The following is a 15,104-nucleotide window of genomic DNA, read 5'->3' as shown; positions in this document are numbered from 1 at the left end:
CTCGTTAGTTGTGCTGTTTGTCGGCTTTAGCGGCCACGACCAGGTCGCGGAACCGGTCGAAAAGCGGGGATGCATCGTGCGGTCCAGAGGCGGCCTCGGGGTGGAACTGCACCGAGAACGCCGGAATGTCGAGGCAGCGAAGCCCCTCGACCACCTGGTCGTTGAGCCCGATGTGGCTCACCTCTACCCGGCCAAGACCCGCCGGTGAGTCGACCGGCCCGTCAAGGGGCACGTCGACCGCGAAGCCGTGGTTTTGCGCGGTGATCTCAACCTTGCCAGTGGCGGTGTCGCGCACGGGCTGGTTGATGCCGCGGTGGCCGAACGGCAGCTTGTAGGTGTCAAAACCGAGGGCTCGGCCCAGCAACTGGTTTCCGAAGCAGATGCCCATGAACGGATAGCCCTCACGAAGCAGTTCGCGCAGCAGCTGTGCCTGCGCATCGTTGGCTTCGGGGTCACCGGGGCCGTTGGAATAGAAGATGGCGTCGGCGCCGGTCGCGCGCACATCATCGGCGGTGGCGTCGGCGGGCAGCACGTGCACATCAAAACCGCGGTAGTTGAGGTTGCGGATCGTGGCGGTTTTTACGCCCAGGTCGAGCAGCGCCACCACCCCGATGCGCTCGCTGCCGGTGTGTTCGGCAACATAGGCTGCATCGGTGGTAACGCGGTCGGAGAGATACCGACCGGCCATCTCGGGCTGGGCCTGCACGCGCTCAAGCTGCTCAGCTTCGGCAATGCCGAGCGCCTCGCCGCTGAACACGCCGGCACGCATTGCTCCCCGGTCGCGAATTTTGCGCGTGAGCGCGCGAGTGTCGACATCGCTGATCCCAACGATGCCGCTCTCGACGAGCGCGCTTTCCAGGTCGGCCTGTGCCCGCCAATTCGACACCACCCGGCTGGGATCGCGAACCACATAACCTGCCGGCCAAAATCCGGCCGACTCCATGTCTTCATCGTTCACGCCGGTGTTGCCGATGTGGGGTGCGGTCTGCACCACAATCTGGCCCGCATAACTCGGGTCAGAGAGGGTTTCTTGGTAGCCGGTCATACCGGTGGTAAACACCAGCTCTCCGTAGCGCTCACCGCGAGCTCCATAGGCAAGACCTTCATAGCGGGTGCCGTCTTCAAGGACGAGGACGGCCGGTTCGGTGCGAATCATGCGTGCTCCTGGGTGTGCGTGTGTGCAATGAGTGAGGTCAGCGCGTCGAGCAGTGCTTGGCGTTCACCGGGATGGACGACGCGGAAGTAGGTTTCAACTGAGTGATCGGTGTCGATGTGCCAGCGAATGACCAGCAGGCCGTCGCGTTCTACGGCGCGGTCGATGGTCGCCTGCGCCCGGGCAATCGTCTCGATGCGGTCAATGGGGATGAAAAAGGGGCGGGCTGCAGAAATACCGACGGCAACACCACTGGGATGCACCTCAACGGTTGCGCGACCCCGATACGCCAGCGGTGGCACAACGATGCGTTCGAGTGCCCGTCCGGTTTCGGAAGTGGCGACGTAGTGCACGTCATCGAGTGCGTACAGCGGTTCGCCAAGCCCGGCCGGCAATTGCGGTGGTTCGGCAATATCGCGCTGTTTGCGCATCCGGTGCCGCCAGCCCGACAGCATCAAAAGCAGTACCGCTGCGCAGCAGCCAAGAATAACGGCGGTGGTGAGCAGCACGGTCGTTGGCACTAGCGCTCCCCCTCGGTCGCCAGCTGCAAGCGGCGAGCAGCGAGCAGCGTTTCGGCATCAACCACTTGGCCATCGCGAACAGTGGGCAGGCCGCGATAAATCGTGGTGTGTACCCGGCCGGGGAGCTCCAACCCCAGATAGGGCGAGTTCACCGATTTACCGGCCAGATCAGCCTCGGTGAATACGCTCGAAGTTTCGGCGTCGTACAGCACCACGTTCGCGAGCTGACCGGCTTGCAGTGGCTGCCCCGCATCCGTCGCCTGACCGATTCGCGCGGGAGTTTCGCTCATCACGCGGGCAACACCGCGCCAGTCGAGCCGCCCGGTGTTCACCATCGTGGCGTGCACGATACGCAGGGCCGATTCCAGGCCCACCATGCCCATTGATGCGAAGTCCCATTCGGTCTGCTTCGAGTCGCTGGGGTGCGGCGCGTGGTCGGTACCGACGATGTCAATCGTGCCGTCAGCCAGTGCGTCACGCAGCGCCTCCACATCGTCTTCGGTGCGCAGCGGCGGGTTCACCTTGTAGCGGGCATCAAAGCCACGCACTTTTTCTTCGGTGAGCAGCAGGTGGTGAGGCGTGACCTCGGCGGTGAGCTGAATACCGCGGGCCTTCGCAAACCGCACCACATCGACCGATGCGCGCGTCGAAAGGTGGCACACGTGCACGCGCGAACCAACCTGCTCGGCGAGCAGCGCATCACGAGCGATGATCGAACTTTCGGCAGCGCCCGGCCAGCCGCCAAGGCCCAGTTCAGCACTGAGTGCGCCCTCGTTCATCTGGGCGCCCTCGGTGAGCTTCGGGTCTTGTGCGTGCTGGGCTACAACACCGTCAAATGCCTTCACATATTCGAGTGCCCGGCGCATGATGAGCGGATCAAACACGCATTTACCGTCGTCGCTGAATACGCGAACTCGGGCACGCGAGTTCGCCATCGAGGCGAGCTCAGCGAGCTGTTCGCCCTGCTGGCCGACGGTTACTGCGCCGATCGGATGCACATCGGCGTATCCGGCCTCGCGGCCCAGCGCCCACACCGCTTCCACCACGCCGGCGGTGTCTTGCACCGGCTGCGTGTTCGGCATGGCGAACACCGTGGTGAACCCACCCTTGGCGGCAGCTCGGCTACCGGTGAGCACGGTTTCGCTCGATTCAAACCCGGGTTCGCGCAGGTGCACGTGCAGGTCAACGAGGCCCGGCAGCGCAATCAGCCCGGTGCCGTCGATGATTTCGTCGGCGGTTTCGATGCTGCCAGCAGGCGCGATTTGTGCGATGCGATCGCCCTCAATCAGCAGGTCTTGAGCGGTCTCGCCATAGGGGTGGACGTTACGAATCAGGATGCTCATGGTTAGTTTGCGCCTTCTTTCACGCCCGAGCACAGCAGGTAGAGAGCGGCCATGCGCACGCTCACACCGTTGGCCACCTGCTCGAGCACAGTGGCCTGTTTGGAATCGGCAGCGGCCGATGAGATTTCAAGCCCGCGGTTCATCGGGCCCGGATGCATCACCACGGTGCTTTCCGGCAGCGAACGGAATCGCTGCTCGGTAAGCCCCCACATGCGCGCGTATTCGCGACTGTGCGGGAAGAATGCTGCGCGCATCCGCTCGGCTTGGATGCGCAGCATCATGACCGCGTCGGGTTTACGAGCAAGTGCAGCGTCGAGGTCGTAGTCGGTGGTGGCGGGCCAGCGGTCGAATTCGCCGGGCAGCAGCGTCGGCGGCCCCACCAGCTCAACCTCGGCGCCCAGTGCCCCGAGCAGCCACACATTCGAGCGGGCCACGCGCGAGTGCAGCACGTCCCCGACGATCACCACGCGCGCCCCGTCAAGACCGCGACCGCGCGCCTTGTTGCCGTGCAGCCGGCGGCGCAGCGTGAACGCATCCAGCAGCGCCTGGGTAGGGTGTTCGTGGCAACCGTCACCGGCATTAATGATCGGCGCATTAATCCAGCCGCGTTCGGCAAGCATCTGTGCCGCGCCCGACGCCGGGTGACGAATGACCACCGCATCCGCCCCCACTGCGTGCAGCGTCTGTGCGGTGTCTTTGAGCGATTCGCCCTTTGAAACGCTCGATCCTTTGGCAGCGAAATTGATGACATCCGCGCTGAGCCGTTTTTCGGCCGCCTCGAACGAAATGCGGGTACGGGTGGAATCTTCATAGAACAGATTCACCACGGTAACGCCGCGCAGTGCGGGGAGTTTTTTCACCTCGCGGTCTTGGGTGGCGGCCATATCCTCGGCCGTATCAAGCAGCAGGATTGCTTCTTCGCGCGTGAGCGTGGCGGTTGAGATGAGGTGTCGCACTATCGTTCATCCTCGCTGTCTCGAATCACAACCGCATCCTCGCCACCGTCAATTTCTTGCAGCAGCACATCGATGCGTTCACTTCGTGCGCTCGGCAGGTTTTTCCCAACAAAATCAGCGCGAATCGGTAGCTCGCGGTGGCCGCGGTCGACGAGCACCGCCAGTCGCACCGCGCTCGGGCGGCCGATATCGCTGATGGCGTCAAGCGCCGCGCGAATCGTGCGGCCAGAGAAGAGCACATCGTCGACCAGCACCACTGTGCGACCGTCAATTCCTGAGGCCGGGATGCTCGTGGGGTGGGCCACCGTGATGCTGCGGCGTCGCAGATCGTCACGGTACATCGACACGTCCAGTGACCCGACAAAGTCATTTCCCAATAGCTCGGCGTCATCGCCGCAGATCTGCCGAAGATTGGCTCCGATGCGCTGCGCAAGCGGCACACCGCGGGTGGGAATTCCCAGCAGTACCAGTCCCTCGGGCCCCTGGTTTGCTTCGAGAATTTGATGCGAGATTCGCATCAGCGCACGCGACACATCGCCGGATTGCAGCACTGTGCGTTCGGCCAAGGTCGACCCCCTTCCCCGCCTCACTGGACGGCAATTAAAGGATGATCAGAACGACATTCACTCTATCACCGCCCCGGCACGGCCAACCGCTAGGCTGCTGTTGTGTCCGGACTCATTGCACTGCTTGACGATATTGCTGCACTCGCCAAACTCACGGCCGCAAGCCTCGACGATGTGGGTGCGCTCACTGCAAAAGCAAGCGCCAAGGCCGCCGGTGTGGTCATCGACGACGCGGCGGTCACGCCACAGTATGTGCGAGGTCTGGAACCAAAACGCGAGCTGCCGATCATCTGGAAAATCACCAGGGGTTCGCTGGTCAACAAACTGTTGATCATCCTGCCGGCGCTGCTACTGCTCAACTGGCTGGCGCCGTGGGCACTACCGTGGCTGCTCATTCTCGGCGGCACTTATCTCGCGTTTGAGGGCGCCGAAAAGGTGTGGCACAAGCTGCTGCACCGCGACGAGCAGCCGCTTGCCGAAGCTGCAGCCGCCTCCTCTGAGACATCTGCTGACACCGAAAAGCGCGTTGTTTCGGGCGCGATCCGCACCGACTTCATCCTCAGCGCCGAAATCATGGTGATCGCCATGAATGAGGTGCGCCTGGACAACTGGATGCTGATGGCGATCGTATTGATCCTGGTGGCCATCGCGATCACCCTCGGCGTGTACGGCACAGTTGGGCTGCTGGTCAAAATCGACGATATCGGCCTGGCACTCACGACCCGAAAGTCAAAAACCGCACAGCGCGTGGGGCAGAGCCTGGTTGCGATCATGCCCCGGGTGATGACCTTCATCGGTGTTGTTGGCACCCTCGCGATGCTCTGGGTTGGCGGACATATTTTGCTCGTGCAATCGCACGCGGTGGGGCTTGCCGAGCCCTACGGTTTTGTGCACGGCATCGCCGAGTCGATGCTGTCGGTTGCCGGTGTTGGCGCCGTACTGTCTTGGCTGGTCGAGACTCTGATCTCAATGGTGCTCGGATTTGTCGTTGGTTCGGTGGTGGCGGGCGTGATTGCGCTGATCCACGCATTCGCGCAGCGCAAATCAACTGAGCCGGCTACTGGCACGGCCAACGCAGCCGGAGAATCGGGTCCCGGCCAGGGCACAGAACGGTAGGTAGCGTGTCGTACTCCCCCGCATCCCGCCGCGTTACCAAGCGTCGCCGCACGCTCGTCATCTATGCCGACGGTGACCACAAGCTGCGCCGCGACACACTCGCCGGTGAGGAGCCTCTGGAGATCCGCGTCAATGACCGTCAGCTGGCCGTCACCATGCGCACCCCCGGCGATGATTTTGATCTTGTCGCCGGCAACCTCGTCAGCGAGGGGCTCATCTCGCATCGCGAGCAGCTGCATTCGATGCGCTATTGCGGCGAAAACGTCGATGAAAATGGCGACCGCTCGTGGAATGTGATCGATGCGACACTGCCGCTGCTGGCAGCGGATGCGATCACTTCCAGGAGGGTAGTTACCACCTCGGCCTGTGGAGTGTGCGGTGCCACATCGATCGATGCGGTGCGTCGCAGCAGTGTTTTCGGATGCGATACCGGCCCGGCTACGGTTGCTCGCGAAACGCTCCTCGAGCTTCCTGAGCTATTGCGCGCCGAGCAGCGCCTTTTTGACAGCACCGGCGGGTTGCATGCCGCCGGTTTGTTCCGCTTCGATGGCACCGCGCTCTACGTGCGCGAGGATGTCGGTCGGCATAACGCCGTCGATAAGGTGATCGGCGCCGCGCTGCGCGACGATCGGCTGCCGGCCACCGAGACGGTCATGCAGGTGTCGGGCCGCGCCTCGTTTGAGCTCGTCCAAAAGTGTCACTTGGCCGGGATCCCCGTAATGGCAGCCGTTTCGGCGCCGTCGAGCCTCGCTGCAGAGCTCGCCGATGAGGTGGGCATCACGCTCGTCGGGTTCAGTCGGGGTGAACGCGCGACGATCTACACCCATCCGCAGCGGGTCGCCGGCTGCGATCAGGAGCTGTAGCGCGCGAGCGGCACCCCTCCCCTGAGTCTCGGCTTAGAAACCCGCAACCAGTTCACCGGCGCAGATCCGAACCGCCAGCTCATCCCCCACCCGCAGTGTCGAGTTCGGCAGCCGCATCCGCAGCCCGCTTGCAAGCTGCGCGAGCACCTCGGTACCGTCTCCCAGCAGCGCCACCACGCGGTCATTCCAATCGGCAGCTTCGGCCGGCGCCGGCAGTACGGATGCAGCCGGCACGAGCAGCGTTGCCGCGCCTGGCACCGCATCGGCGGCGCGCGAATCAGTGCCGAAGCGGTCGTCGAGCCTCACGCTGCCGGCCGCACAGCGGAAGGCGCCGTCGATGATTTCACCGTTAATCCGGGCCAGCCCCGCAAATTCGGCAGCGAACGCGCTACGCGGCCGCCGCTGCAGCTCGCTAACACGCAAGTCTTCGATCACTCTGCCAGCCTCAATCACGATCACCCGTTCGGCGAGCCGCACCACATCCACGAGATCGTGACTGGCAAAAAGCAGCGTCAGTCCGTGCCTTGCTGCTGCCGACGCTACGAGTTCGCGTAGCTCGGCGCTCGCGCTCACATCGAGCGCCGCAAAGGGTTCGTCAAGCACCAGGATGCGCGGCGTCGCGGCAAGTGCCCGGGAAAGCGCCACCCGCTGACGTTCACCACCCGAAAGCTCGCCGGGGCGGGCATCGGCGAGTTTTGTTGCGGCGAGCTCGGCGAGGATTTCGTGAGCGCGGCTGCGCGCCGAGGCTTTTGGAAGTCCGGTGGCAAAAGCCACATTGTCGACGGCGCTCAGGTGCGGAAACAGCAGTCCGTCCTGTGCGAGGTAGCCGATCTGGCGCTGGTCGAGCGGCACTTCACGAAGCGGTGTACCGAAGAGTGTGATGGTGCTGTTGCGGTCGATCGGTGCGAGCCCGGTGAGGGCGCCGAGCAGCGTTGATTTTCCCGAGCCATTGGCACCGATGAGCGCAATTCGTTCACCCTCGGTCACCGTCAGGTCAATATCAGCGGTGATCCGGTCGCGAGGCACCAGGATGCGACCGGCAAGCGGCAGCGTGTTCGGTTTGCGGTTCATCACCGCTCACCTCCCACACGCCATGAGCGCAGCGCCACCAGGACGATAATCGCGGCGGCCACCAGAATGATCGAAAGCGTATATGCCTCCTGTGCCGAAACACCGCCGCCATTAAACGCCGTGTAAATCGACAGCGGCATCGTGCGGGTAACGCCCTCGCGGTTGCCGGCGAACATGGCTGTGGCACCAAATTCGGCGAGCGCCCGCGAAAAACTCAGCATGGCGCCCGAGGCGATTGCCGGGGCGATCAGTGGGAGCGTGATCCGCCGCCAGACACGGCCTCGGGAAGCACCCAGACCGCGGGCCACGAGTTCCAGTCGCGGATCAACCGCGCGGATCGCCTGTTCAACCGCGAGCACAAAAAACGGCAGCGCCACATAGCTTTGGGCAAACACGACGGCGGCGGTCGAGAACGGAATTTGTTCGCCGGTGAGGCTGGTGAACAGATGCCCCACCGCCCCGTTACGTCCGAATAGTGCCAGTAGCGCGAGCCCGCCCACAAGCGGCGGCATCAGCATCGGCACCAGCACCAGCGCGCGGGCGGCAGCGGCCGCGGTGGGTCCCAGGCGAGCGATCCACATCGCCAGCGGCACCCCCAGCAGCGCGCACACGATGGTGGCGGCAAAGGCGGTGCCGAGTGAGAGCCCCAGCGAAACGAGCGTGCTGGTGCTCGTGAGCTGCTGTGTGAGCGCTGACCACTCCACCCGGCCCGCCAGCGCCAATAGTGGCGCCACGATGAACAGCAGTGTGATGATTGCGGCGATCACCACCAGCACCGGTACATCACGGATGGAGTGGTTGCCGCTCACGCGGGTGGGTGCCGCTTTTTTCGCCCGCTCGCGCGCACCGGCTGTCTCACGTTCTCGTTGTTTTTGCGCCATCGCCTATACGGTTATTTGCCCTCGGGCACCAGGAACCCGTAGCGTTTGAGCACCTCGCGGCCGTGTTCACCGCGCACATAGTCGATGAACGACTGTGCGTGCGGGTGATCGCTGAGCGCCCCGATCGGGTAGCGGTTCACAATTTCAGCCGCTTCTTCGGGAGCAAAAAACTCGACGCCGTCTACTCCCACCACATCGCTGCGATACACCAAACCGGCATCGGCTTCACCGAGCGTCACCTTGGTGAGCACGGCCTTCACGTTATCTTCTTCACTGACCACTGAAACCGACACGCCAGCCTCGGCAAAAAGGCGTTCGGTGGCACGGCCGCAGGGCACGTTCGAGTGGCAAATAACGACCTTGTTGTTCGCGTCGGCGAGATCTGCCACCGATTTAATTCGCGCAGCCGCATCCTCGGTGGTCACTACCACCAGCGAGTTTTCGACAAAAATGTCGAAGCCATCTGTGTGGTCGCCCTCAAGCTGAGTGAGGCTCGTTTCGTCAGCGAGTGCGAGCACATCAACCGGGGCACCCTCATTTACCTGCTGCACGAGCTGCTGCGAGCCGGCCGTGGTCAGCGGCGCAAATTCCATATCGGGATGTTCTGCTTGATAGTCGCTCATGAGCTCGGTCATGGGCTCTTTCAGCGAGGCAGCAGCGTGTACTTCCAGCGGTGCCGCCTCGGTTGAAGCTTCACCGGCGCAGCCGGTGAGCGCCATCGCCGCCACACCCAGCAGGGCAATCAAACGCAGTGGTTTACGCATGGGTCCACACCTCTTCGTTGTCGATGCTAGTGCCAGGTTTGGCTGCAAAAGCCGCACCACTGCGACGACGCGGGGTGCTATCAATACCCGTGTGGCCGGGTGCCACCAGCCTATCCGAAACAACGCGCTAGCCTGATTCTCATGCAGCTCGAACATTCCGACACTCGTGAACGGCAACGACGCCACATTGCGCTGGCGGGTGTAGGCGAGGCCGGTGCCGCAAAACTCACCGCCGCGCGGATCGCGGTGGTCGGTGCCGGCGGGCTCGCGACCCCGGCATTGACACTGCTCGCGGGCGCCGAGGTGGGCACCATCACGCTGTTCGACTTCGACACGATCGAGCGCCACAACCTGTCGCGTCAGACGCTCTACCGCGAAGCTGATATTGGCGGGTACAAGGCCGAACGGGCCCGTGATCGACTCGCGAGCGCGATGCCGCACGGCAGCATCCGCCCGGTTTTGGAACGCCTCACCGCCGAAAATGCCGAGCGGCTACTCGCCGATCACGATGTGGTGCTCGACACCACCGACCACTGGCCAACACGCTTTGTTGTGGCCGATACCTGCGAACGGTTGGGTGTGCCGCTGGTGTGGGGTTCGGTCGTCGCGTTTGACGGGATGTGCACCGTGTTTGCGCCCGGTGGCGCCGGTATCGACGCGCTGATTGATCGCGACCGGATGCTCAGCTGCCCGGGCCGATCGGGCTCGGTTGAGGGCACATTTTCGCCGCTGTGCGGGCAGGTCGGTTCAGCAATGGCCGGTGAAACGATCAAACTCCTGACGGGTATTGGGCGGCCGCTCATCGGCCGCGTACAGCTGTGGGACACGCTGGGCGCCACCATTCGCGAAATGCCGCTGCGCGCGCATCCGAACATTGAAGGAACCGAGCTGTGACACTACGACCACTTACCGAGCATCTTGACCTGGTCTTGCAGCAGGCCCACCCGCTCACGCCGGTAAAAATGCTGCTCGACTCGGCACTCGGCTGCTATCTGGCCGAGGATGTGCACTCCACAATCGATTTGCCGACCGCCGATAATTCGGCAATGGACGGATATGCCGTGCGCATCGATGCCCCGATGCCGGCACCAGCAGAGTTCCCGGTGGTGGCGGATGTGCCCGCCGGAGCGCCCATCGACCCGCCGCTGCAACACGGTGAGTGTGCGCGCATCATGACCGGCGCACCGGTGCCCACCGCAGCCACCGCGGTCGTGCCGCTGGAGGCGACCGATCTCGGCACCGATATCACCGCCGAGCTTCCCAAACAAATTCGCGTCACGACACCACCGCGACCCGGCGCACATATTCGCCGGCGCGGCGAAGACCTGCACTGCGGCGACCGCGTGGCAGCGGCCGGCGACTTCCTCGGGGCCCGACGCCTGTCGGCGCTAGCTGCCTGCGGCGTCGCCGAAGTGCTCGCGCATCCCCGCCCGCGCGTGGTGATCGTCTCTACTGGTGATGAGCTCGTCGATCCCGGCGCGCCGCTGCAGCGGGGCCAGCTCTACGACTCAAACCGCACGCTGCTGCAGGGCCTGCTCGCCGAGTCGGGCGCCGAGGTGGTGGATGCAATCCGCGCCGATGATTCGGGCGCCGGGCTACTTACCGCGCTCGAGCAGGCGGCGCAGCGCGCCGATGTCATCATCACCACCGGGGGCGTCAGCGTCGGCGCCTTTGATGTGGTGCGGCTCGAGCTCACGCGCAGCAATTGGCAGGTCGAGTTCACCAAGGTCGCGATGCAGCCCGGTAAGCCTCAGGGTTTTGGCCGTGCCCCCTCGGGAGCGCTGTTGTTTGCCCTGCCGGGCAATCCGGTGAGCGTATTTGCCTCGTTTGAGGCCTTTGTGCGCCCGGCACTGGCTCGCCTGGCTGGCTCGCGAGGGCCAACCCATCAAACGCTTTCGGCAATCGCGGCAACCGGCTGGCGCACCTCGGCGGCACGCGCCCAGCTCATGCCCGTTCGCTGGGTGGATGCACAGCGCGTCACCCCGGCAACCGAGCGCGGCTCGGGTTCGCATCTGGTGGCGAGGCTCGCCGCAGCCGAGGGGCTCGCCCTCATTCCCGCGAGCGTCGAACAGGTGCTGCCCGGCGATGAACTTACTATTTGGAGGATTCTCGAATGACAAATTTCACCCACCTGGATGCTGCCGGTCACGTGCACATGGTTGATGTGACCCATAAACAGCCCACGGTGCGCTCAGCCACCGCCCGCGGCCGAGTGAGCTGCCCGCCCGCGGTGGTGGCGGCGCTGCGCGACCAGAGCGTCCCCAAGGGCGATGTGTTGGCCCTGGCGCGTATCGCCGGAATCGCCGGCGCCAAACAGTGCGCGCAGCTTTTGCCGCTTGCCCACATCATTGGTGTGCACGCCGCCTCGGTTGATCTGGAAATCACCGATGAAGGCGTCGAAATCACGGCCACCGTGGGCACTGCCGACCGCACCGGCGTCGAAATGGAGGCGTTCACCGCGGTTTCGGTGGCGGCGCTCGCCATCGTCGACATGGTGAAGGGTATCGACAAGCAGGTGGCGATTGAGCGGATTGAGCTGGTTCGTAAAACCGGCGGTAAAAGCGGCGAATGGCTGCGCGACTAACGGCGGCTGTGGTGCTCGCCGGGGGGCGGGCGACGCGGCTTGGCGGCGCGGATAAAGCGCGCGTGATACTCGATGGCCAAACCCTCCTCGAGCGCACGCTCTCGGCGATCGGCGAACTATCGGTGGCGCCGGTGATTGTGGGCCCAGAATCGGCGGCGGATGCGGCCACGCGCGGCTCTGGGTCTGTACGCGCCGGATATCGGTTCGTGCGCGAAAGCCCGGTTTTTGCGGGCCCCGCAAGCGCACTTGCCACGGGAGTCGCCGCGCTTGCATCCCTACCTGACACCACCCTCGTGACAGTGCTCCCCTGCGATCTGCAGCGGCCACACGAGGCCGTTCGGGCACTCGAGCGGTGGGAGGCCAATGACGTGACCGACGGGGCGATACTCGTCAGCGACGGCCGTCGGCAGTGGACCTCGTTTCGCGCCCGGCTCGAAGCTCTGCGGCAGGCGACCGCCGAGGTTCCGGTGAACGCATCGCTTCGCGGCGTACTCAGCGAGTTGAACCTCGCGGAGGTTTCGGTGCCAGCAAGTGTCACCGCCGACCTCGATACCCTGGAACAACTGCGGCAAATAGGTGCCCGGCTGCCAATCCGCCGGGTTAAAAACAACGAAAGCAGGACGAACATGTCGCGTGGAATGCATCCCGACCTCGAACCCTGGGTGGCACAGCTTGCCCCGCAGCTGGGTGTTGATCCCGAGCAGGTGCCGCTCGAATCCATCCTGGATATGGCTCGCGATGTGGCACACGAGGTGGTGCGCCCCGGAGCTCCGGTGACAGCCTTCATGATTGGGCTCGCGCTCGGCCAAGGACGCGTCGACTCGGTTGCCGCAGCGAATGCGCTCGTGCGAGCAGAAATCGAACGGTACAGCACCGAGTCCGCGAATCGCAGCGTCGACGCAGCACCCACCGATCGCACCGAGGAGAGTGACAACTAATGCAGGTTCGTTTTTTTGCCGCCGCCGCCGCAGCCGCCGAATGTGAGGCCACCACGAGCACCGCATCCTCGCTTGCCGAGCTGCGTGACGAGCTCATTCGCACACTTCCCGAGGCTTTTGCCGAGGTGCTCCCCCAGTGCTCGTATTTTGTGGACGGTGTGCGCCACGAGCCGGCGGCTGATTGCCCGCTCGACGGCGTCAGCACGGTGGATGTGCTGCCGCCATTTGCCGGTGGATAGGCTGCGCGCGGCTACCCACCGATTGCCGACATGGGCCGATCGGGCTGTAAAAATCCCGGCTCATTAATGCCGTGACCGGCGCGCTTACCCAAAATAGCGGCCCGCATCACCCGCGCGATTTGCAGGTCTTGTTCGGCTGCTGCCGCATCCCCGCGCAAAATTTCGCGGAGATCCGACTCTTCGCGCGCAAACAGACAATTACGCAGCTGACCATCGGCAGTCAGCCGCACACGGTCACAGGCGCCGCAAAACGGCCGTGTCACCGAGCCGATCACGCCGACCGTGTGGGGGCCATCGTTCACTTGAAACACCTCGGCCGGTGATGAGGCGCGATCGCCCGTCGGCGTCAACCGAAATTCCCGCCCCAGCGAGGCGAGGATTTCTTCGGCGGTCACCATTTGTTCACGCCGCCAGCTGTGTCCAGCATCCAGCGGCATCATTTCGATGAATCGCAGTTCGGCCTCGTGTGCGATTGCAAACCGCAGCAGGTCACACAGTTCGTCATCGTTAATGTCGCGCATCGCCACCGCATTTATTTTGAACGGTCGCAGTCCGCTGCGCTGCACCGCCTCGACACCGGCCACGGCCTGGGCAAAACGGTCGCGGCGTGTGAGTTCGTGATAGCGCTGCGCGTTCACGGTGTCGAGTGAAACATTCACCCGTTCGAGGCCGGCGGCCACGAGTTCGTCCATGAGTTCCGGCAGCCGCAAACCGTTCGTTGTCAATGACACACGAAGCGGCCCGGCCACGGTTTCGAGCCGCGTCAACCGCGCCACCACATCGGTGATGTCGGCGCGCAGCAGCGGCTCTCCCCCGGTGAGCCGCACTTCGGTGATTCCCAGCCGCACTGCCACCGACACCACGCGCACAATTTCATCGGTGGTGAGTATCTCCCGCTGCGGCAACCACGGCACACCCTCGGCGGGCATGCAATAGGTGCAGCGCAGCGAACACTTGTCGGTGAGCGACACCCGCAGGTCACGATGCACGCGCCCGAAGGTGTCGACCAATGGCCCCGCGGCAAAAGGATCAGCGCCGTCGTCACCGGGCGGTTGCTGTCGAATCGTGGGGATACCGAGCGAAACCGGGGTCACGAAATCCCCACCCAGTGCGCGACACCGTCAGCGGTGTGCTGCCGCTTCCAGATCGGCAGTTCATGTTTTACGCGCTCGATCAATTCACTGCAGCAGCGAATTGCGTGGGCGCGATGTGCCGAGGATGCGCACACCACCACGGCACAATCACCCACGGCAAGCTCGCCAATGCGGTGTGACACTGCAAGGCGCACCTCGATATTGCCCTCGGAATCGCCGCAGGATGCCGCGACCTCCTCGGCGAGCTGGCGCAGCATCCGGGCCGTATCCGGATGCGCCGAATAGTCGAGCCTGGTCACCTCGCCGTGCACTTGCGGATCGTGATTGCGCACGAGTCCCACAAACGATGAGACCGCACCGGCCTGATCGTGTGACACCGCCGCCAGATGCGCCGCCACGTCGAGTGGCGCCGAACTGATTTCGGCAATTACCACGCTCATATGCTGGCACCGTCACCGGCGCCGTGGTCACCACCGGCGAGCTGGTGGGCGGCGTGCCGGCCGAGCTGCACCAGCAGTTCGGCGCCGTCTTTTGCGCCACCAACCGAGCCGGGAGCGGCGATCACGAGCACTTCGTACTTGCCTTTTTCACGAATAATGCCGCCGAAGCCGCGTGAGAGCAGCGCCCCCGGTGCACCGGCTGCCACGCCGCGACGGCGCAGTTCTTCACCGATGCCGGGCAGCTGCATCGTCAGCAGCGGCGCCACTGCCTGCGGAGTCTTGTCGCGTGGCGCAATGCCGGTGCCTCCGGTGAGCAAAATGGCCGCAACGCCCGAGTCGATCGCTTCTTTAACGGTCTGGCGAATCTGCTTACGGGAGTCGGGCACTGTCGCCACAAAACTCACCCGAAAGCCCGCCGCCTCCAGCACTTCGCGAGCGGCAGGTCCTGAAAGATCGTCACGCTCACCCGCAGCGCTGCGATCGGACACCGTGACGACCGCCACCTCGAGCGAGCTGCGCTGTGCGTCAACGGACGAGGGGTGTTGTGTGTCTTTTGCAGTGTTCATAGCAGTCTT

General features: G+C 64.1%; 18 protein-coding genes. 7 read left to right on the top strand and 11 right to left on the bottom strand.

Annotated features, from left to right (window positions below; translation table 11 throughout):
* Positions 1-4 precede the first annotated feature (4 nt).
* Genes carA through pyrR form a run of 5 tightly spaced genes read right to left on the bottom strand, consistent with a single transcriptional unit; the run spans position 5 to position 4,539 of the window.
* On the bottom strand, positions 5-1,156 hold the full coding sequence (gene carA, locus JMV54_RS00475) for a glutamine-hydrolyzing carbamoyl-phosphate synthase small subunit (protein ID WP_201516925.1): 1,152 nt from the start codon (positions 1,154-1,156) through the stop codon (positions 5-7).
* Positions 1,153-1,674, bottom strand: coding sequence for a PH-like domain-containing protein (locus JMV54_RS00470; protein WP_201516924.1), 522 nt, complete (start codon positions 1,672-1,674; stop codon positions 1,153-1,155). The genes carA and JMV54_RS00470 overlap by 4 nt, the downstream gene beginning before the upstream one ends.
* Positions 1,674-3,017 (bottom strand): dihydroorotase, encoded by a 1,344-nt coding sequence (locus JMV54_RS00465; protein WP_201516923.1) that lies wholly within the window; start codon positions 3,015-3,017, stop codon positions 1,674-1,676. Before JMV54_RS00465 ends, JMV54_RS00470 begins: the two co-directional genes overlap by 1 nt.
* Positions 3,018-3,019: 2 nt before the next feature.
* Positions 3,020-3,973, bottom strand: a complete 954-nt coding sequence (locus JMV54_RS00460; RefSeq protein ID WP_201516922.1) for an aspartate carbamoyltransferase catalytic subunit — start codon at positions 3,971-3,973, stop codon at positions 3,020-3,022.
* Positions 3,973-4,539: a bifunctional pyr operon transcriptional regulator/uracil phosphoribosyltransferase PyrR gene (gene pyrR, locus JMV54_RS00455; protein WP_201516921.1), complete on the bottom strand. Its 567-nt coding sequence runs from the start codon at positions 4,537-4,539 to the stop codon at positions 3,973-3,975. Before pyrR ends, JMV54_RS00460 begins: the two co-directional genes overlap by 1 nt.
* Before the next feature lie 102 nt (positions 4,540-4,641).
* Between pyrR and JMV54_RS00450 the strand changes: the two genes are divergently transcribed.
* Together JMV54_RS00450 and fdhD are read left to right on the top strand one after the other, a co-directional pair.
* Positions 4,642-5,655 carry a DUF808 domain-containing protein gene (locus JMV54_RS00450; RefSeq protein ID WP_201516920.1) on the top strand — a complete coding sequence of 338 codons (1,014 nt, stop codon included), beginning with the start codon at positions 4,642-4,644 and terminating at the stop codon, positions 5,653-5,655.
* 5 nt (positions 5,656-5,660) lie between these two features.
* Positions 5,661-6,518, top strand: coding sequence for a formate dehydrogenase accessory sulfurtransferase FdhD (gene fdhD / locus JMV54_RS00445; protein ID WP_201516919.1), 858 nt, complete (start codon positions 5,661-5,663; stop codon positions 6,516-6,518).
* A gap of 33 nt (positions 6,519-6,551) precedes the next feature.
* Here the strand turns inward: fdhD and JMV54_RS00440 are convergent, their stop codons facing one another.
* The 3 genes from JMV54_RS00440 to modA are packed head-to-tail and all read right to left on the bottom strand — an operon-like array spanning position 6,552 to position 9,234.
* Entirely contained in the window at positions 6,552-7,589 is a 1,038-nt protein-coding gene (locus tag JMV54_RS00440; protein ID WP_201516918.1) for an ABC transporter ATP-binding protein, read from the bottom strand.
* On the bottom strand, positions 7,589-8,470 hold the full coding sequence (modB, locus tag JMV54_RS00435; RefSeq protein WP_201516917.1) for a molybdate ABC transporter permease subunit: 882 nt from the start codon (positions 8,468-8,470) through the stop codon (positions 7,589-7,591). Before modB ends, JMV54_RS00440 begins: the two co-directional genes overlap by 1 nt.
* An 11-nt stretch (positions 8,471-8,481) precedes the next feature.
* A complete protein-coding gene (modA, locus tag JMV54_RS00430) occupies positions 8,482-9,234 on the bottom strand; it encodes a molybdate ABC transporter substrate-binding protein (protein WP_201516916.1) in 753 nt (250 codons plus the stop codon).
* Positions 9,235-9,375: 141 nt separating this feature from the next.
* Here modA and JMV54_RS00425 point away from each other — a divergent pair, with 141 nt between their 5' ends.
* Genes JMV54_RS00425 through JMV54_RS00405 form a run of 5 tightly spaced genes read left to right on the top strand, consistent with a single transcriptional unit; the run spans position 9,376 to position 12,995 of the window.
* The gene (locus tag JMV54_RS00425) at positions 9,376-10,128 is read left to right on the top strand and encodes a HesA/MoeB/ThiF family protein (protein ID WP_201516915.1); all 753 of its coding nucleotides are present in this window, start codon (positions 9,376-9,378) and stop codon (positions 10,126-10,128) included.
* Entirely contained in the window at positions 10,125-11,351 is a 1,227-nt protein-coding gene (locus JMV54_RS00420; RefSeq protein WP_230972741.1) for a molybdopterin molybdotransferase MoeA, read from the top strand. Before JMV54_RS00425 ends, JMV54_RS00420 begins: the two co-directional genes overlap by 4 nt.
* The gene (moaC, locus tag JMV54_RS00415) at positions 11,348-11,818 is read left to right on the top strand and encodes a cyclic pyranopterin monophosphate synthase MoaC (RefSeq protein ID WP_201516914.1); all 471 of its coding nucleotides are present in this window, start codon (positions 11,348-11,350) and stop codon (positions 11,816-11,818) included. The genes JMV54_RS00420 and moaC overlap by 4 nt, the downstream gene beginning before the upstream one ends.
* Positions 11,803-12,756, top strand: a complete 954-nt coding sequence (locus JMV54_RS00410; protein ID WP_201516913.1) for an NTP transferase domain-containing protein — start codon at positions 11,803-11,805, stop codon at positions 12,754-12,756. The genes moaC and JMV54_RS00410 overlap by 16 nt, the downstream gene beginning before the upstream one ends.
* On the top strand, positions 12,756-12,995 hold the full coding sequence (locus JMV54_RS00405; protein ID WP_201516912.1) for a MoaD/ThiS family protein: 240 nt from the start codon (positions 12,756-12,758) through the stop codon (positions 12,993-12,995). Before JMV54_RS00410 ends, JMV54_RS00405 begins: the two co-directional genes overlap by 1 nt.
* A gap of 11 nt (positions 12,996-13,006) precedes the next feature.
* On the opposite strand, the gene moaA is transcribed toward JMV54_RS00405, so the two are convergent.
* Genes moaA through JMV54_RS00390 form a run of 3 tightly spaced genes read right to left on the bottom strand, consistent with a single transcriptional unit; the run spans position 13,007 to position 15,095 of the window.
* Positions 13,007-14,089 carry a GTP 3',8-cyclase MoaA gene (gene moaA / locus JMV54_RS00400; protein WP_230972740.1) on the bottom strand — a complete coding sequence of 361 codons (1,083 nt, stop codon included), beginning with the start codon at positions 14,087-14,089 and terminating at the stop codon, positions 13,007-13,009.
* The gene (locus tag JMV54_RS00395; protein WP_201516911.1) at positions 14,086-14,529 is read right to left on the bottom strand and encodes a molybdenum cofactor biosynthesis protein MoaE; all 444 of its coding nucleotides are present in this window, start codon (positions 14,527-14,529) and stop codon (positions 14,086-14,088) included. The genes moaA and JMV54_RS00395 overlap by 4 nt, the downstream gene beginning before the upstream one ends.
* The gene (locus JMV54_RS00390) at positions 14,526-15,095 is read right to left on the bottom strand and encodes a MogA/MoaB family molybdenum cofactor biosynthesis protein (protein ID WP_201516910.1); all 570 of its coding nucleotides are present in this window, start codon (positions 15,093-15,095) and stop codon (positions 14,526-14,528) included. Before JMV54_RS00390 ends, JMV54_RS00395 begins: the two co-directional genes overlap by 4 nt.
* Positions 15,096-15,104: the final 9 nt, after the last annotated feature.

The organism is Gulosibacter hominis (assembly GCF_904842695.1).
GTDB classification, from domain to species: Bacteria; Actinomycetota; Actinomycetes; order Actinomycetales; family Microbacteriaceae; genus Gulosibacter; species Gulosibacter hominis.
The sequence above is the reverse complement of the archived record's forward strand: the minus strand, read 5'-3'. Positions and strand labels throughout refer to the sequence as shown.